Source organism: Mangrovibacillus sp. Mu-81 (assembly GCF_036867415.1).
GTDB lineage: Bacteria > Bacillota > Bacilli > Bacillales > Bacillaceae_B > Rossellomorea.
On sequence record NZ_JBAJHU010000006.1, the window covers coordinates 56,203 to 73,191 of the forward strand.

Consider the following 16,989-nt stretch of genomic DNA (forward strand, 5'->3'; position numbering starts at 1 on the left):
GAGTGGATTTCATGTATATCGTTCATTCAACATTCGTCGTCCCTGATGAGAAGGCGGATGAAGTCATCTCGATCTATCATTCACGTTCCGGGCTCGTAGATGAAGCAGAAGGGTTTCAGCGATTCCTGCTGCTGCAAAATGAAAAGAAGCAGGGGGAAATCACCGTGCATATGGAATGGGATACGAAAGATCATTTCATGAAGTGGGTTCAAAGCGAGGATTACAAGCGGATCCATGATCTTGAAAAAAAGTATCCTGACCAGGAACTCGCATCAATCATCCCGTCGATTGATAAGTATAAGGTGGTGGCTTACTGATGGAAAATAAATATAAACCGGTCATTGAAAGCGCGGTAATGAGACTGTATGAGCGCTATCCGGAACTCGAGGAACGCTTCGGGGAGATGGGAAAGCAGAAATGTTACGAGGACAATGTCCATCATTTTAATTACCTCCAGACCACGGCTGCTGCAGGCGATGAAAAGGTTTTTATCGACTATGCACTATGGCTGAACAATGTGTTGATCAGCAGAGGCATGAAATCCGATCATCTAATCGATAACTTTGTCTGTATACTGGAAGCCTTATCCGAAAGCGGCAGCGAAGAAACTGATGATTTCCAGCATTATTTAAATGCCGGGATCAGGGCCATCCGTGAGAATGATTTAGCACATCAGCTGGAAAGTGAATAACGCAGAACTGCATCGGAGACGGAATGTGTCCGGTGTTTTCTGTTTTGAAGCTGGATTTCAACATGTTCATCCTTGTATGGTACAATCAGTAGAGTCTTAATTAGGAAGCAGAAAAGGAAGATCGTTATGAGTAAAAAAACACCTGTTCAAAAGAATGATTATATAGATGACGCATATTTTGAGGATTTAACGCATGACGGTAACGGTGTGACAAAGGTGGACGGCTATCCCTTGTTCGTTCCCGATGCCCTTCCAGGGGAAGAAGGCAGGGTAAAGGTTGTAAAACCGGGTAAAGGCTACGGCTTCGGCCGGATGGTGGAACGTACGAAGGAAAGCCACCATCGCCAGGAGCCGCCTTGCCCGATCTACAGGGAATGTGGAGGCTGCCAGATTCAGCACATGACTTACGAAGGCCAGCTGCTGGCAAAAGAGAAGAATGTGCGCGATGTGATGCAGCGAATCGGTAAGCTCCAAGCCGTGACGATCCATGAAGTGCTCGGAATGGAAGAGCCTTGGAGATATCGAAATAAAGCACAGGTACCGGTCGGTGAAAAGGACGGGCGCTTTGTTGCGGGCTTCTATCAGAAAAGAAGTCATGAAATCATCGACATGGATAAATGCATCATTCAATATGAAAAAAATGATGAAGTGATCCAGCATGTAAAAAATATCTGCGAAAAGCAGGGAATCCGTCCTTACGATGAAAAGAAACATAAAGGGACGCTCCGCCATATCATGACCAGAACCGCGTATACAACAGGTGAAGTCATGGTTGTCCTGGTGACAAGAACACTGGAGCTGCCTCACAAAAAAGAAATCATTGATGAACTCGTTGCGAACATCGAAGGATTGAAATCCATCGTCCATAATGTGAACGGCAAAAAAACAAATGTGATCATGGGTGACACGACACATGTTCTATGGGGTGAGGAAGTCATTCACGATAGGATCGGAGACGTGAAGTTCGCGATTTCCGCACGCTCCTTCTATCAGGTGAACCCTGAACAAACAAAGGTACTGTACGAAAAAGCATTGGAGTATGCCGATTTAAAAGGAGAAGAAACCGTAATCGATGCCTATTGCGGAATTGGTACGATTTCTCTTTTCCTTGCTCGGAAAGCCAAGAAGGTGTACGGGGTTGAAATCGTTCCGCAGGCGATCGCGGACGCCAAGCAGAATGCCGCACTCAATCATATGACCAACGTTGAATTTAAAACCGGTCCCGCTGAAGTCGTCATCCCCGGTTGGTATGAAGATGGGATCAGCGCAGATGTACTTGTGGTCGATCCGCCGAGGAAAGGCTGCGATGAAGCGCTTCTCAACACGATTCTTTCCATGAAGCCGAAGAGGGTGGTGTATGTGTCCTGCAACCCTGCAACCCTTGCCCGGGATCTCCGGATTCTCGAAGACGGCGGCTACAAAACAAAAGAAATCCAGCCGGTGGATATGTTTCCGCAAACGATGCACTGCGAGGCAGTTGCGAAAATCGAATTGGTTTAATCATGCAGAGAGGCCCACGGGCTTCTCTGTATTTTTTATGCTTCAGCAGTGAGTGACTTTGAATTGAGGGAAGAGGAGGAATTCTGAATGGCAGACGATCAATCTTCAAGGAGTGACAGCCTGCTCACATTTAATCGATCCTGTCCTCTGGTGACTTTTAATGAATTCACTTTGTCAGGCTTCAAGACAGATAACAAATACTGGATGGATTTTAAAGGGTCCACCGTATGGCCGCATGTATATCCGTCAAGAGCGGCAAATCCCTTTTCCGGATACGTATGAATGGAAAGGTGGCTTTCTGAAAGAACGGCGAAAATCGTGACTCCGTGAGGATCGAACCGATGAGAGTCAATGGAGAGAACCGTTGCACCGCTCACCTTGGCAGCTTCATACACATGTTCCTTGAGATATGCAACATCATTGAGCTTTGCGAAATCGACTCCCCATAGATCTGCAATGATATGTCTTCCGAATGTACTGTATTCCAAGTGACTGCTCCTTTCTTTAAGTGTTTACTTCAGAATATGTACAAGTCATCCCTTTTGCCTGAAAAATGGCTATAATATTTTGAAATTCCATCTTTTAATTGGCATGGCGTTTATCCTCAAGGGTATATACCCGTTATATTGATAGGCTTGCACCTTATTTTTTCTCAAGTAACTGAAATGGGAGAACTCCTAAGCGGCTCTGAAAATAAACTGGAATAAGAGACGAAAATAATAACAGGGAAGTGAGACTCATTGGGAAAACAGCATGATGAACCTCATAAGATGAGAGAACAGGATACCTACGGGGATGACTGGGACCGTGCCGGTCTGAAGGAATTATTGGCAGGGGGCCACGACAGGCTTTATAAAGGAAAAAGCAAGTTTCAGGACATACAGGTCATAAGTGCCAGGGATATCAGGTTATATTTAAATGAACAGCTGCAATTCAGCTCATTGGATGAAAGGATCTACCACGAAGCGTTTGTCCATGTGCCTTTCGCACTTGGGAAAGCCACTCAGTCAGTATTGGTTCTGGGCGGTGGAGATGGACTTGCCCTGCGCGAAATCCTGAAGTATTCAAGCGTCAAGGAAGTTGATTTAGTGGATATCGATGGCAAGGTAGTGGAGCTTGCCAAACAGGTCCCTGTCCTTGCAGAATTAAACGAACAGGCGTTTTTTGATAAAAGAGTGACGGCTCATATCGAGGATGCCAAACTATTCATAGAAAAGAATAAGAAAGTTTATGATGTGATGATCATTGATTTTCCTGACCCGACAAACGAACTCCTGGCAAGCCTATACGCTAAGGAATTATTTGAGAAGTTCTACAGCTGTTTGAGTGACGACGGGATCCTCGTATGTCAATCAAACGCTTTGGATGCAACACCAACCGTGTTCTGGAGCATCGGTTTGACCCTTGAACAAGCAGGATTTCATACCAAACAATACCACACCATCATTCCCTCGTTTGGTGACTGGGGATTTCAAATGGCTGCTAAAAGCGAGATCACGTTACAATTCCAGACGATCAATGCCCCCTATCGTACCTTGCCCAAAGAACTCTCCACACTGTTCGCCTTTACTCCCGTCTATGAAAAACATAAAGAGAATGCCATCGTCAATTCAGAATCGGATCTCCGTCTGCATGATATATTCAGGCAAGAAAACGTTTAAGTAAGAGGAGCCGTGAAAGATGATTCCACTATGATATAATAGTGGAAATAATAAAAGTAAATAATCACAGTCGAGGCGAAAGACATGTATCTCACAATAGCAGAAACAGCAGAATACCTATCCCTGCCCGAATCATATATCGAAGTGCTGATCCACGAAAATAAAATCAGGGCGGTCCATGACGGCGACCAGTATTTAATCTATCGCGAACAATTCAACCAGCACCTCGAGCAAATGGAAACAGCGAAGAAACAACTGGCCGAATACCTCAGCGAGCCGATTCCGGACGATCCGGATGTGAAGGATGAGGATTGAGACCGTTTTGATATGGATAGGATGGGAGAGCTGCTGGATTAAAGTTTGCAGCGTCCCATTCTATTAAAATCAATTGAATTAAGCTGATTTTCAGTGTGAAAGCAGAAATTCCATTCAGAATTCAATGGAATTAGTGAAGATTGGGACACTTATCGTCTTGAAAGGAAAGGGTCGACCGGGAATTGACTGATAGAAAAAGGATCGACAGTAGATCGACCGGGGAATCGTGCCGGTTTCAGGATAATTGAGCCAGTTTCAAATTAATTGCGCTGCGAAATCGATTAATTGAGCCACATTCTCATTTATTAAGAGCCGGTTATGGATTAATTGAGCTACATGTCGAAATATCGCTAGCCCAGGCAAACACCCTTTTACAGGAAAACTAAATAGAGTATCAATACAAACCAATATCCAAATACACACTATATCCAAGTCAGGAGAAATCATATGAACGGTCAACAACGAGCAAATATCAAACCAGGACTTCAAGTTGAAATCGTACTGAAAAAAGACCAGCGCACGGGGAAACTGACCAGTGGAGTTGTAAAAGACATCCTCACAAACTCAGCGAACCACCCTCACGGCATCAAGGTGAGGCTGGAAGACGGGCAAGTGGGCAGGGTTAAAAACGTCCTCTAATCGAAGGAAAACAAAAGATCGCGGACGGGCCGTTACCATGGTAAAGGCCCGTCCCGCGATTTTTTAATTGGACTGTCCGTCCCGGTGCCAGGCACAAAACAGCTGATTTGTGCCTGGCACCGTTCGTTTATGTGTACCAGGTACAAGCAGCCGGTCCTGTACCAGGTACACCACAAGTAAGTCGACTGCCACACGGAACCCCCCTGCTGGGCCAAGAGCCCCGCCAGCACTACCCTCCAGCTACCCGGCGCTACATAACCCCAACCAACCAAATCAAAAAACCCCAAACTCCCTGAAAGAGTCTGAGGTCTCTGCATAACCCTTGCTTAACTAAACAGCTTTGGTAATTCATTGATCATTGTATAAACACCCATATAAGACATCGCTGCCACGATGAGCAGTCCGAATACAGTCATCCAAATCGGGTGTTTATAGTCCCCGACGATTTTTTTCTTGTGTGCGGCAAGCAGCATGACGCCGAGAGCGATCGGCAGGATCAATCCGTTCAGGGCGCCGACCATGATCATGACGGCGACAGGTTTTCCAATGGATACAAATACCACGGTTGATATGACGATGAACCCGATTATCAGCCATTTATGGTATTTCTCCAATAGAGGGCTGAATGTGCGAATGAAGGAAACGGATGTGTAGGCTGCTCCGACAACGGATGTGACGGCAGCGGACCACATGACGATTCCGAACATTTTGTAGCCGATGTTTCCGGCAGCGAGATTGAAGACCGATGCCGGCGGATTGGAAGGGTCGATCTGCAGGCCCTGTGCCACGATTCCAAGTGAAGCCAGGAATAAAAAGATCCGCATGAGCGAAGCGATTCCGATGGCAGATACAGAGCTCCTCGTGATTTGGGGAAGGGCTTCTTTTCCTTTTATGCCTGCTTCCAATAGACGGTGTCCGCCGGCAAAGGTGATGTAGCCGCCGACCGTTCCCCCTACAAGTGTGATGATGGCCATGAAGTCAATCGTATCCGGTATGAATGTCTTTGAGACGGCTTCTCCAATCGGCGGGTTCGAGGTGAACATCACGTATAACGTGAGGATGATCATCAAGAAGCCCAGTATTTGTGCGAACTTGTCCATGAGCCTGCCAGCCTCTTTGACGAGGAAGATCCCGACGGCTACAAGTCCGCTGAATAATGCCCCCATCTTCGGGGATATCCCGAATAATACGTTCGTTCCGAGGCCGGCTCCTGCGATGTTTCCGATATTGAAGGCAAGACCGCCGGCGACGATCAATATCGCCAGGAAGTATCCCAGCCCGGGCAGGATATCGTTGGCGATGTCCTGTGCCCTTTTTTCAGATATGGCGATGATCCTCCAAATGTTTAACTGTGCACCGATATCAATGATGATCGATATGAGGATGACGAATCCGAAGCTTGCAGCCAGCTGCTCTGTAAAGACCGTAGTCTGAGTCAGGAAACCCGGTCCGATTGCAGAGGTGGCCATAAGGAAAGCGGCCAAGCAATACGCTTACATTTGATTTCTTCATGTATATATCTCCTTTGCTGTTGATTCTAGTGTTGGTTTATCTGAGTTTCAATGCAATCCCTTGTTTGAGATGGCGCAGCTGTTTTTCCCTGTCTATCAAAAGCTTCTGAGCCTCCTTATGAGTGATGGCAGTAAAGGAAAGTTCCTCACCCGGTTTCGTCTGGGCGATCAGGGGGAGGTCGACAGAAGCGACTTGACCGATGCGCGGATATCCCCCGGTCGTTTGCCTGTCTGCCAATAGAATGATGGGGTTGCCGTCCGAAGGCACCTGTATGGTTCCGAATGTCACTGCTTCTGAGATCATATCAGTAGCTTGTTTCAGTGAGAGCTGCGGCCCTTGTAATCGATACCCCATTCGATCAGATTGCGGAGATACCTTGAAGGGATCTCCGAAAAACGCTTGCCGGCTTTTTTCCGTAAAGAGATTGTGTTCCGGCCCCTCAATCACTCTGACAACTTTTCGGGACCTGTGGATGGCAATGAATTCAGAAGAAATCGACCAGTCGATTTCTGTAAAAGTCTTATCCTCCAAATAAGGAATCAAATAGTCCATTATATCTTTGGAATTCTGCCGTAGCGGACTTGCTTCAAGGGTATCACCTGCATTTAAATTCCGTCCTTCAAATCCGCCGATTCCAGCACGTAAATAGGTAGACCGGCTCTTCATGACGGAGGGCACATCGATGCCGCCCGCTATGGCAAGATAGGCACGGGTCCCGCTTTTGCAGCCTCCAAACTTTAAGATGCTGCCTTTTTTCACAAGAATGGAACGCCACAGAGGAACGGGGTCCCCGCCGATGGATGGAGAGAGGTCGCCTCCGCAAATGGAAATCAAACAGTTTTCTTGAAACTCAAGAACCGGTCCGGTCAAAGTCATTTCAATGACTGCTTCATTTTCATCATTCCCAACAAGCCAGTTGGAAATTCGATGGGCTATAGGGTCCATACTGCCGCTGACGATGACGCCGAATTTTTGAAAGCCGTATCTTCCGAGATCCTGTACAGTAGAAAGGAGGCCGGGTTTACTAACTTTAATCATGCATTTCCCTCCATTTCTATAAATTCTTCTTCGGAGATGGGAACGAACTTAATCCGGTCCCCTGTCTGAAGAAGGCTTGGAGTATCGTCGGCTGGCCGGAATAAGGAAAGGGGAGTGCGTCCGATCAGCTGCCAGCCTCCAGGTGATTCAATCGGATAAACGCCTGTCTGATCTCCCGCGATTCCTACTGATCCGGCCGGAATTTTCAAGCGTGGTGATTTTCTTCTCGGAGTAGCTAAATCCGGATCCAAACCTCCTACATAAGGAAAGCCCGGGGCAAAGCCGATCATATAAACAAGATAGTCCCCGGCCGTATGCTTAGAAATGACTTCTTCCATTGTAATTCCGCGGGCGTCCGCCACTTCTTCTAAATCCGGACCATATTTCCCCCCGTAGCATACCGGGATTTCCATGACCCTTGCGGGAGCGGGATTTCCCTCCAATTCACCCGAAAGCAATTCTTTCAGGATGGAACATACTACCTTGTAAGGGAGCCCGTCTTTTCTTATCTGTAAAATTTCCATCGGGTCATAAAAAAGTGTGACAGTCGTAAATGCAGGAATCGTTTCGATGAGCCAGCTTTGCGGGTTGTTTTCAAAAAAGGCAGTCACATTCTTTACTTTTTCGTGAGTGTCTATTTCAATCGCATCTCCCAATTGAATGACGACTGCGCTGTCCCCTAAAGGATATAAAGAGTAATTCAAGATGTTCCCTCCTCATATTAATTGTATATTTATTTATATAAATCTATAAAAATTCAATATTGGCAGTGTGTACAATTTTCAGAACTTTTGGTGGTGTTGTCTATTATAGTATAAATTCAGAACTTTTCAACGCAGGTGCTGTCCAAGTGAAAGTGTTCAGGAGGATTGTACTGTATAAATGTCTTCATGAACGGGGCACATAGGGCTGGCAAAGGGATGCTGAAACCTGAAATGGGGATAGGAGAGTGAAGGGGGAGGTTGTAAGAAAATAGCAGGAATCTTTGAGGTGAAATCGTATATCTTTTCACCGGAATGTGCTATTATTTAGTAATTCGAAATAAATTGGAAGCATCTTAAAATGGGTGATTCCTGTGAATAGATGAATAACAGAAAGGAGGATTTCCTGTGACGAAAATAAAAGAGCCTCTATGGACAAGGTCTTTTATCATGTTAATGGTGGGAAATCTTTTTGTATTTATGTCGTTTCAAATGCTGATTCCGACATTGCCTCCATATATCAAATCGCTTGGTGCGTCAGGATTGGAAATTGGCCTGGTCACTACTTTATTTTCAATAGGAGCGGTATTAAGCAGGCCGTTCATCGGTTTTATGCTGGAGTATAAGGACCGGAAACCCCTGGTCATCATCGGTGTCGTTTTACTGCTCCTTATCACAGTGATCTATCCATTGTCTTCCATAGTCGTGATCTTTTTGCTGTTCCGGTTTGTGCACGGACTGGCATGGGGATGGTCGACAACTGTCAATGGTACAGCGGCAGTCGATGTCGTACCGAAATCCCGTCTCGGTGAAGGTATGGGCTATTACGGATTATCGATCACAATCGGAATGATCATCGCCCCGAGTCTCGGAATCTACTTATTCCAAGTCACTACATTCACGAATCTGATCATCACTTCGAGTGTCCTCGGGGCCATTGCCATCATCCTGCTGGCGTTGGTTCATTATCAGACGCCTAAAATCGTGAAAGAGACTAATAAAGAAGACCTGAAGTTCTCATACATGGGTTCCCTGGTGGAAAAATCAAGCTGGTTCCCTGCTTTCATTACCATTATGGTCACATTCGGCTATGGATCGATTGTAACGTTCATTGTGATTTTTGGTGAAGAACGCGGAATACAGCATATCTTCTTATTTTACTTGTTCAATGCGATCATGGCTTCCCTGTCAAGACCGATTGCAGGAAAGTGGTTTGATGAACGCGGCCCCAAGGGACTGGTCCTGTTCTGCATCATGATCACATTTGTGGGAATGTGGGTATTATCGTTCGCGCATTCCGATGCACTAATCATCATTTCAGGCATTCTCTTCGGCGTGGGATTCGGCTCACTCATTCCGACACTTCAGTCGTGGACATTGTCGACGACACCTGATAACCGCCGGGGAGTGGCAAACGGGATGTTCTTCTCGTCCATTGACCTCGGTATCGGATTGAGCGGCCTAGTATTCGGTGTACTCGCCCAGTTCGTAGAAATCGGAATCATGTTCCAAATCTCAAGCCTCTTCCTGCTCCTCGCATTCGTAGTGGCGATACTGGAAGGGCGTAAGAAACAAAAGCGGAGACGGCTTGGTCAGGCCCGACAAGCATAAGGCGAGCCGGCAAAAAAGGCGTACTTTGCCTTTTATGGCGGATTGACTTATGACTCGAGGGACTAGGCGTCGGAGCTGGAAGAAACAAAAGCGGAGACAGCTTGGTCAGGCCCGACAAGCATAAAAAAACATTTCAACGATATAGTTTACACCTGCAAAAAAGGTGGTAAATATTTAGGACTATCTATTTTATTGAAGGCAATAGCCTTTTGGTAATGGATAGTCCTTTCTTATGTAATGGAAGTGAGTCTAAGGGATCACGGAATAAAGCATCAATTAGTAAATGAAAACGAAATGAAATTTTATCCTGTCGAAATTCTGATAGAATGATAGCCATAGACTAGTCTGTGAGTCCTTTCCAAAAAGGATTCACATATAACGGAGGACATTATGATAGAAGAAAAATTATTGATGGAGAAGTCGTTTTATGAAACTTTTTTAATAGAAAAAGAATCAACCCTTCATCCTATTGAAGTACTTGGTGCTGCTTTTGTGGAGGAACAGCAGAATGAACCGTATGACTTAACGTATATCCGCTATGCGCAGGGCGAAGTGTATTTTCACAGTAAAGATTACGAAGCTGCTATTTATAAGTGGGAAAGCATTTTAAATGAGCTTGAACCATGGGCGAAAAAAAATATTGCAGACTCCTATTATGCATTGGGCATGCTTTCTTCGGCGGAAGATGTATACACAGCCATCTCAACGGAAAGCCCGGTGCTGACGATGGAGGTCTCACTTCAGCTGTTCCATCTTTACATAGAGAGAAATAAGCTGAAGTCAGCATACAGGATCATCGAGAAAGCGTTGAATATTGATCCCGACTACCCGCTTGTTTCACAGTTGGCAAAGTCCTTCTATGAAGAACAGCAGGATTGGAAGAATGCTGTCGGGCTGGCTGTGAATGAGTCGATCCGGACAGGGGAGGAGACTTGGTTCCGGGCGCTGTTGGAGTATTCCGAAATGGGCTGTACGTCGGCTTTCACACCGAACTATTTTTACGATGTACTGATTACGGTTTATGAAAAGAACCGGCAGCTATTCCGGGAGATTGTTCAGAGCTTATGGAAATCGTACAGGGATGTTCCTGCGGCCCACATTGAATGGATGTCTACTGTAAACACGATCTTTGAATATGTGGAACCAGAGCCGGGTGAACGATGGGAGGAGATTTCATTCCAGTTCCAGCACGCATATGTTCATTTCCTTGAGAAAGGGTATCTTGTGAAAGAAATTGAAGGCATCATGCCCGACCTGATGACAAACTGGCTGAAGATCAGCAAACAGGAGCAGCCTCTTCTTGCTTCCGCAGCCGTGCTGTCTTGGAATGATGTGTTCTCCTACTCGATTGATCCAATCGTCGTGGAAGAGGCGGAAAGCCTGCTGCTTCAAGGTGATTATCCTTCATTTAAGATGGAGAAGACCATTCTTCTTTTAAATAAAATTATCGACTGGTCCGAAAGAAATGAAGCAGGGGTCTCTTATAAATCGAAATGGATTGCAGAGCAGCTCCTCGACACGAGCCAGCAGTATCTTGTCGTTGCAGGCAGTGAATCCAGCGGCAAATCTTCCTTTGTGCAATCCGTACTGGGGGAAAGCGTGGGAGAGGCGGAACATTCAACCGTTGTATACAGATATCACCGTGATCAAGCAGAGGTGACGGAGATTCATGACCGCGGATCAGAGAAAGTAGAAAGTATTGCAGATTTCGAAGAACTGATGGAAAGGGAAGCGTTTGTTGAATACAAACTGCCTTCTGAATTCCTTAAGAAAAACGGGAGTGCTTTGATCGATGTCCAGGCAAACAACAGGGGGCTTGAAGACCTCGCTTCCTTCTATCCTGCTGCTGACGGTCTGCTTTATGTCCTGAATGCCGATGCACCCTTCAATGCCGAAGACCGTCAGACACTGAGAACGCTGACGGAGATCGGTCAGCCTGTAAACGTTCATTTCCTCCTGAACAAAATGGATAAGATCGACCATGCCGCCCGTTCAGAGGAGATCATCGAATCAGTCCGCGCAATGGCGAGGGAATGGTTCCCGGATGCTGAAGTCCTTCCATATTCATCGCTGGAAGCGGTCCACCTGCAGCAGCGGGATGTCGAAGCTTTCTTGAAAGAGCAGTACTTGATGAATCCAGGAGCATTGAAGGAACAGCGCAGGATAAAGCTATTCTACCTGGTGCGGAAAACGCTGAAGGATCTATTCGCTCAGCGGAAGAATCAGGAACACGACTTGAAGGATATAATCGAGAAAAATAAAGATATTCTTGTCCGCTTGAACGGCTTCCAAAACTACTTGGTGGACATGCAAAACGACAAGACAAATGAGATTAAAGATTCATACCGTAAAAAGAAAGAAGAAATCAAAAAGGAAATCTCCAGGAAAATCCCTGAGATATTGAGCGGCTGCTCAGATCTGATTACGGAAGAGAGCGACTTCAGACAGATTCACACTGAATTGAATGAGGCCATGAACGCCAGGATCCAGACATATATCCAGGAAGATCTTATGCCTCGTTACGTGGCTACCCTGGAGAACTGGCTGCAGTCTTCAAGAATTGGTCTTCAGGATGGCCAGGATTATTTAAATGAAATGAGCCAGACATTCAATGACCTGTTCGGCAAGGATCGAGTGGTCCTGGAGTGCGACTTCCAGGTGATCGATGACTGGAGAAGGGACGTAAACAGGATGGGAACGAGAGCGGTGATCGATAAGGAAAATATTCTTCTCCGTTTCAAACCCGGTCAATTCCTGTTGAAAAGTGCGGGTAAACTGTTTGGAGGAATCCCTCAGAACAAGAACATGCTCCATACTCAATACAAACGTTATGTGGAAAACGAGGATTATTCCGAAACGACCGCATCCGTTGTAAACAAATTCTTCGTTCAATTCGACTTGTTTGAGAAATCACTGGATCAAGACGTTAAATCCTTCTTTGCAGAACCATTCAATCAGCTTGAACTCACTATCAAAGAAACCGAAACAGAGGTTGCTGCAGAAGAAGAAACGTTGAAAAAAATGAAAGAACATCCGGAACGGTATTTCGATCCGATTACGCTGTATGAAGTCGAGCTTCTGCAGGATGAATACATGATGAAGGCCGGTGCTAAGAGGACTCGGACTTCGTACTGATTGTTAGTAAAAAAAGCTGATTCGCAAGGGGAAATGTCCTTGTTGAATCAGCTTTTTTGATGAAAATATTAACTTTCGTGGTAATAGATCAATTGGAGCATGTATGAAGTGTGTATGTTAATGGCTTTTGAGAGGCGGTGATGAAATATGATCCAACCACAGAAATTTATGATCTTTTAAGAATGTTTCTAATCACCAAAACGGTACACTCAGGTTCAAACACGACCCAATTTCCAAAAGTCGGTTACGGTAAAAAACCCGGAGCAGCCGTCACTCCGGGCAACAAATCATTAAGCTGATTTATTCATTAATACATGTAACTGCTTTCTCGCGCGGTGATAACGAGTCTTCACCGTGGAAGGGTTGAGGTCGAGTTTCTGAGCGATTTCCTGATCGCTTAGTCCCTGGATCGCTTTTAATCGCAGGACTTCCTGCTGTGATGCAGGGAGTAAGCCGATCCTTTGCTGAATATCCTCCTCCAGGAAGAGATAGTCTACTTCGGCTTCTACCATTCTTGAGGAGCTTGCGATAAATGCAGTATCACAGGAGTCCTGATCGTCTACAAGATCTTCTTTGCGTTTTGATTCCTTACGTATAAAATCAATGGCTGTCCGGTTGGCGATCGATGAAAGCCAACCCTGGATCTTTCTGAAATCGATCAGCGTATCCCACTTTCGGTAGGCTTTCAGGAAAGTTTCCTGCACGATATCTTCAGAAAGATGAGCATCCTTCGTCAATTTATAGGCAATATGGTAAATCAATCTGTGAAATTGAAGATAAACCTCTTCGAAAGTCGGAGATTGAATGTGTATCAGTTTGGTATCCATTAATATCACCTCGATTCTTTCTGTTCAAATTATTCAAAGGCATTTTTGACAAAGGAAGGGGCGTCTTCTTCGGTTAGTCCGTTTACATCGACATGCGGTTGCCCTTTGTATTTGATTCCGACAAGATAAGGGTTTTCAGGTCTGTCGTAGCTGAGGTTTTCCAGCATGTCATTCAGCTTTTCTTTTTCAGTTATCTCAAGCCCCGTACCCTGTTCCTTCAATTTAGGGAAGATGTCGCCAGGGTAATTTGCTTTCATCAACTCGCGTGTATGTTCTTTTTTATCGATTACGTAGATCCATTCGATGTCATCGGCTGTGACCTTGATTTTCTCCAGGTATCCTTTATCGCGAAGCCATTGTTCGAAATCATCATACGTATTGCGGATGCTGATGCCTGTTCGCTGGTTGTTGGATAACAGAAGTTCTACAGAAAATGTACTCAGTCTGTTTTGGTCCTCGAAAGTCTCATTGTAAATTTCTTGCTTTAAGATGCCGATTGCTTCTTTGATTTCACCGGGTTCGACAATGGTGACAGTTTTACCAGCAGTGTATTCCTGGTGAAGCGTCAACTTATCGATTTTCTGTTCATCGATTTGGAAAATGTCGTTCGTCGCTTCTTTGTACTCCCGGGTTTCGTATAAAACCGAGTAGTACTGTTCAAGTTCACGTTGATCGACTTCATAGCTTCTGACCAGCGTGCTGCCGTCTTCTAATTTATAGTAAAAGAAAGCAGGCATTCTGTCGTATCCAGTTGACGTTTCTCCTTTTTTAATGATGGCTTTGTGGAGTTCACGGACAGCTTTGATCGAAGCTTCTTCTTTCAGCATCGGATCACGCTTGATCTCGGGGATGAAACCATCCTCAATGCTCACCATGGAATCACGGTCACTGTTAAATATGTCATAATAACTGTATCCGACATATGCTTCCTCGATCTTGCCTGCTTCCGGCACTTTCTTTTCATATTGGAAGAGATCAAATTGAAACAGAAGTGCAGCTGCACCGATCGCAAGGAGGTATACAACGTAACCTTTCCAATGGTGAAATACTCTCCAATGCTTTTGTAAAATCATTTCAGCAACATAATAGCCGATCAGTGCCCCGACGGCATATCCGAACCACATCCAATTGCCCTGACCCTGAACTTCAATGAAGTACATTCCGCCGACCAGCATGGCACAGAAGGTCATGCTGTATTTAAATATGGGCTGAAGCAGCTTGAATGTAATAGGCTGTGACGCTGTTTCTATTTTTCTGTTCTTATAGAGTAGTAGAGCCAAGACGTAGAAAAGAACGGTTAATACTGCATAAATTAACGCATCCCACCCTGAAATTAACTTGTTTTCAAGCATGGCCGCTTTGACGATTGGTGAATACTCTTCAATTTTGATAGTGTAGTAATAATCCGTCGGGAATCCGAACAGGAGCTGCTTCAAGCTGAAAGTAACCAATAAGAACATTCCTGCAGGCAATAACAGGAAGATATAGGTCAGGACCCCCTGTACAGCAGATAGGCCGGTGATCATCGCAATGAATGTTCCGGTTAAGAAGAACAGGATGGCCATTAACATCGTGATTCCGGACCAGACAAAGATATCTGCGGCATCAATGTAAAGATTTAGTTCTGTAATCCAATAGAGTACCAGCAGGAAAAGAGTGTTAAGTAAAATCGGGATCAACAGGATGCCAAGTCCCGTAAGCAATGTGTGCTGGAAAATCTGATTCCGCTTAATTGGCAGGCTGTGGATGAAATCGGCAGACTGTTTAACATGTAAATAGCGGAATAGAAATACGGCAAGCAGTACCGGTATGAAAAACAACAACCCCATTTGAATAGGGTATTGAATCTTAAACAGATTTTCATAAAGATTGTTGTAATAAATAATATTAGGATTTGTCAGTTTACCCAATATATCAATCGGAATTGCAAACAGGAGACCGATGAAGTAAACGATACCCAGCCAGCCTACACTCCGAATGCTTTGGGTTATAAGTTCTTTATTGATCCAAGATGTTTTGGATGGCATACCCAACATCCCCCATTTCATATATAAAAATTTCTTCTAATGTAAGTGGAAGTAAATCAAAGATGACTGGATGATAAGAACGAATCTTCCGGTTGATTTCCCCATCGTCTCCACGAACGATGCACAGTAGTACACTGCCTCGTGCTTCTTTGTGCAGGATATCAAGATTGTTGAACAGCTCCTCTGGCACGGAATCTTTAAAGGCGAGTTGAATCTTATGGATACCTGACTTCAAATCATCCAGTTCTTTTTCCAGGAGGAACCTGCCTTGATGAAGGATGGCGATGTGATCGCAGATATCTTCAACTTCTCTCAGGTTGTGGGAGGAAATTAGAATCGTCATTTCCCTTTCGGCCACTTCTGAAATCAATCTATTCTTTAATTTCTTCCGTACAACGGGATCGAGTCCATCGATTGGTTCATCCAGTACAAGTACATCAGGCTTCGCAGACAGTGCAAGAATAAAGGATGCTTGGCGCTGAACTCCTTTTGAGTATTTATGAAGCTTTTTATCCGGATCGATTTCAAACAGTGCCGTCAGTTGATGGTAGTATTCCCCGTCCCAGCGGCTGTAAGTGTTTTGATAAAATTGTGCCATCTGTTTCAGCGTGTAGTGGGTGAAGAAGAATGGCTGATCGGGAAGGAAGACGACTTTCTCTTTACTGCTTTCGGTTTCGAAAATTGGCTGACCTTCAAGGGTAATCTCTCCTTGATCGGCCTTTAAAATCCCGGCTATTGTACGCAGCAACGTGGTCTTTCCTGCGCCATTTGAACCGAGCAGGCCGTAGATGGATCCTTTTTCTATGGAAAATGAAATATTATGAATGATTTCTGTTCTGTCAAATGCTTTACTGACCCCTTTTATCTCAATCATCGGCTTGATTCCCCCCGACTGATGCCTCGATATCGGCGATCATTTCTTTTAAGTCTTCAACGGTTATCCCTAAATAAAGAGCTTCTGATAAAAGTCTTGTGAGTTCTTCTTTCACTTTCATGATTTTCTCCGCGTTTTGAATGTGACTTGAAGGATTGACAAAGCTACCTCTTCCTTTCACTGAATAAATATAACCTTGAGATTCAAGTTCTCTATATGCTTTCTGGATCGTGTTTGGATTTATTGTCAGCTGCTGAGCCAATGTACGTACCGATGGCAATTGCTCATCCGGTTTCAGCACTTCATTGATCATCAGTTCTTTCAGTTTTTCCACTAACTGTTCGTAAATGGGCTTCCGACTTCTTAAATCAAGTTCAAACATATCCACCCTCCCAACTGTATACAGTGTACTATGTGTCTTAATACAGTTAAAGTATATAACATGTTCTTCCATTTTA

16 protein-coding genes and 1 pseudogene are annotated in these 16,989 nt (G+C 44.9%); 8 read left to right on the top strand and 9 right to left on the bottom strand.

What is annotated here, in order from left to right:
* Positions 1-11 precede the first annotated feature (11 nt).
* The 3 genes from V6B33_RS13650 to rlmD all read left to right on the top strand — a co-directional run bounded on the left by V6B33_RS13650 (position 12) and on the right by rlmD (position 2,191).
* Positions 12-317 (top strand): antibiotic biosynthesis monooxygenase family protein, encoded by a 306-nt coding sequence (locus V6B33_RS13650; protein ID WP_334218308.1) that lies wholly within the window; start codon positions 12-14, stop codon positions 315-317.
* The gene (locus tag V6B33_RS13655) at positions 317-691 is read left to right on the top strand and encodes a hypothetical protein (RefSeq protein ID WP_334218309.1); all 375 of its coding nucleotides are present in this window, start codon (positions 317-319) and stop codon (positions 689-691) included. The genes V6B33_RS13650 and V6B33_RS13655 overlap by 1 nt, the downstream gene beginning before the upstream one ends.
* 126 nt (positions 692-817) lie before the next feature.
* Positions 818-2,191, top strand: a complete 1,374-nt coding sequence (rlmD, locus tag V6B33_RS13660) for a 23S rRNA (uracil(1939)-C(5))-methyltransferase RlmD (RefSeq protein WP_334218310.1) — start codon at positions 818-820, stop codon at positions 2,189-2,191.
* 98 nt (positions 2,192-2,289) lie between these two features.
* Here rlmD and speD read toward each other — a convergent pair whose 3' ends face one another.
* Entirely contained in the window at positions 2,290-2,679 is a 390-nt protein-coding gene (gene speD, locus V6B33_RS13665; protein ID WP_334218311.1) for an adenosylmethionine decarboxylase, read from the bottom strand.
* Positions 2,680-2,931: 252 nt separating this feature from the next.
* Here speD and V6B33_RS13670 point away from each other — a divergent pair, with 252 nt between their 5' ends.
* The 3 genes from V6B33_RS13670 to V6B33_RS13680 all read left to right on the top strand — a co-directional run bounded on the left by V6B33_RS13670 (position 2,932) and on the right by V6B33_RS13680 (position 4,806).
* The gene (locus V6B33_RS13670) at positions 2,932-3,852 is read left to right on the top strand and encodes a spermidine synthase (RefSeq protein WP_334218312.1); all 921 of its coding nucleotides are present in this window, start codon (positions 2,932-2,934) and stop codon (positions 3,850-3,852) included.
* 84 nt (positions 3,853-3,936) lie between these two features.
* On the top strand, positions 3,937-4,167 hold the full coding sequence (locus V6B33_RS13675; protein ID WP_334218313.1) for a helix-turn-helix domain-containing protein: 231 nt from the start codon (positions 3,937-3,939) through the stop codon (positions 4,165-4,167).
* A 447-nt stretch (positions 4,168-4,614) separates the two neighbouring features.
* Positions 4,615-4,806, top strand: coding sequence for a YwbE family protein (locus V6B33_RS13680; RefSeq protein WP_334218314.1), 192 nt, complete (start codon positions 4,615-4,617; stop codon positions 4,804-4,806).
* Positions 4,807-4,869: 63 nt separating this feature from the next.
* On the opposite strand, the gene V6B33_RS13685 is transcribed toward V6B33_RS13680, so the two are convergent.
* The 4 genes and pseudogenes from V6B33_RS13685 to pxpB all read right to left on the bottom strand — a co-directional run bounded on the left by V6B33_RS13685 (position 4,870) and on the right by pxpB (position 8,060).
* A complete protein-coding gene (locus V6B33_RS13685) occupies positions 4,870-4,998 on the bottom strand; it encodes a hypothetical protein (RefSeq protein WP_334218315.1) in 129 nt (42 codons plus the stop codon).
* Between the two features lie 134 nt (positions 4,999-5,132).
* Positions 5,133-6,318, bottom strand: a pseudogene (locus V6B33_RS13690) (NRAMP family divalent metal transporter).
* Between the two features lie 36 nt (positions 6,319-6,354).
* Positions 6,355-7,356, bottom strand: a complete 1,002-nt coding sequence (locus V6B33_RS13695) for a biotin-dependent carboxyltransferase family protein (protein ID WP_334218316.1) — start codon at positions 7,354-7,356, stop codon at positions 6,355-6,357.
* Complete coding sequence (gene pxpB, locus V6B33_RS13700; RefSeq protein WP_334218317.1) at positions 7,353-8,060, bottom strand: 5-oxoprolinase subunit PxpB; 708 nt, start codon at positions 8,058-8,060, stop codon at positions 7,353-7,355. Before pxpB ends, V6B33_RS13695 begins: the two co-directional genes overlap by 4 nt.
* 447 nt (positions 8,061-8,507) lie before the next feature.
* On the opposite strand from pxpB, the gene V6B33_RS13705 reads away from it, so the two are divergent.
* The gene (locus V6B33_RS13705; RefSeq protein ID WP_334218448.1) at positions 8,508-9,668 is read left to right on the top strand and encodes an MFS transporter; all 1,161 of its coding nucleotides are present in this window, start codon (positions 8,508-8,510) and stop codon (positions 9,666-9,668) included.
* A gap of 390 nt (positions 9,669-10,058) precedes the next feature.
* On the top strand, positions 10,059-12,803 hold the full coding sequence (locus tag V6B33_RS13710; RefSeq protein ID WP_334218318.1) for a GTP-binding protein: 2,745 nt from the start codon (positions 10,059-10,061) through the stop codon (positions 12,801-12,803).
* 290 nt (positions 12,804-13,093) lie between these two features.
* Here V6B33_RS13710 and V6B33_RS13715 read toward each other — a convergent pair whose 3' ends face one another.
* Genes V6B33_RS13715 through V6B33_RS13730 form a run of 4 tightly spaced genes read right to left on the bottom strand, consistent with a single transcriptional unit; the run spans position 13,094 to position 16,913 of the window.
* Complete coding sequence (locus tag V6B33_RS13715) at positions 13,094-13,630, bottom strand: RNA polymerase sigma factor (RefSeq protein WP_334218319.1); 537 nt, start codon at positions 13,628-13,630, stop codon at positions 13,094-13,096.
* A 29-nt stretch (positions 13,631-13,659) separates the two neighbouring features.
* Complete coding sequence (locus tag V6B33_RS13720; RefSeq protein WP_334218320.1) at positions 13,660-15,657, bottom strand: DUF6449 domain-containing protein; 1,998 nt, start codon at positions 15,655-15,657, stop codon at positions 13,660-13,662.
* On the bottom strand, positions 15,629-16,531 hold the full coding sequence (locus V6B33_RS13725) for an ABC transporter ATP-binding protein (protein WP_334218321.1): 903 nt from the start codon (positions 16,529-16,531) through the stop codon (positions 15,629-15,631). Before V6B33_RS13725 ends, V6B33_RS13720 begins: the two co-directional genes overlap by 29 nt.
* Positions 16,524-16,913, bottom strand: a complete 390-nt coding sequence (locus V6B33_RS13730; RefSeq protein ID WP_334218322.1) for a GntR family transcriptional regulator — start codon at positions 16,911-16,913, stop codon at positions 16,524-16,526. The genes V6B33_RS13725 and V6B33_RS13730 overlap by 8 nt, the downstream gene beginning before the upstream one ends.
* Between the last annotated feature and the right edge of the window lie 76 nt (positions 16,914-16,989).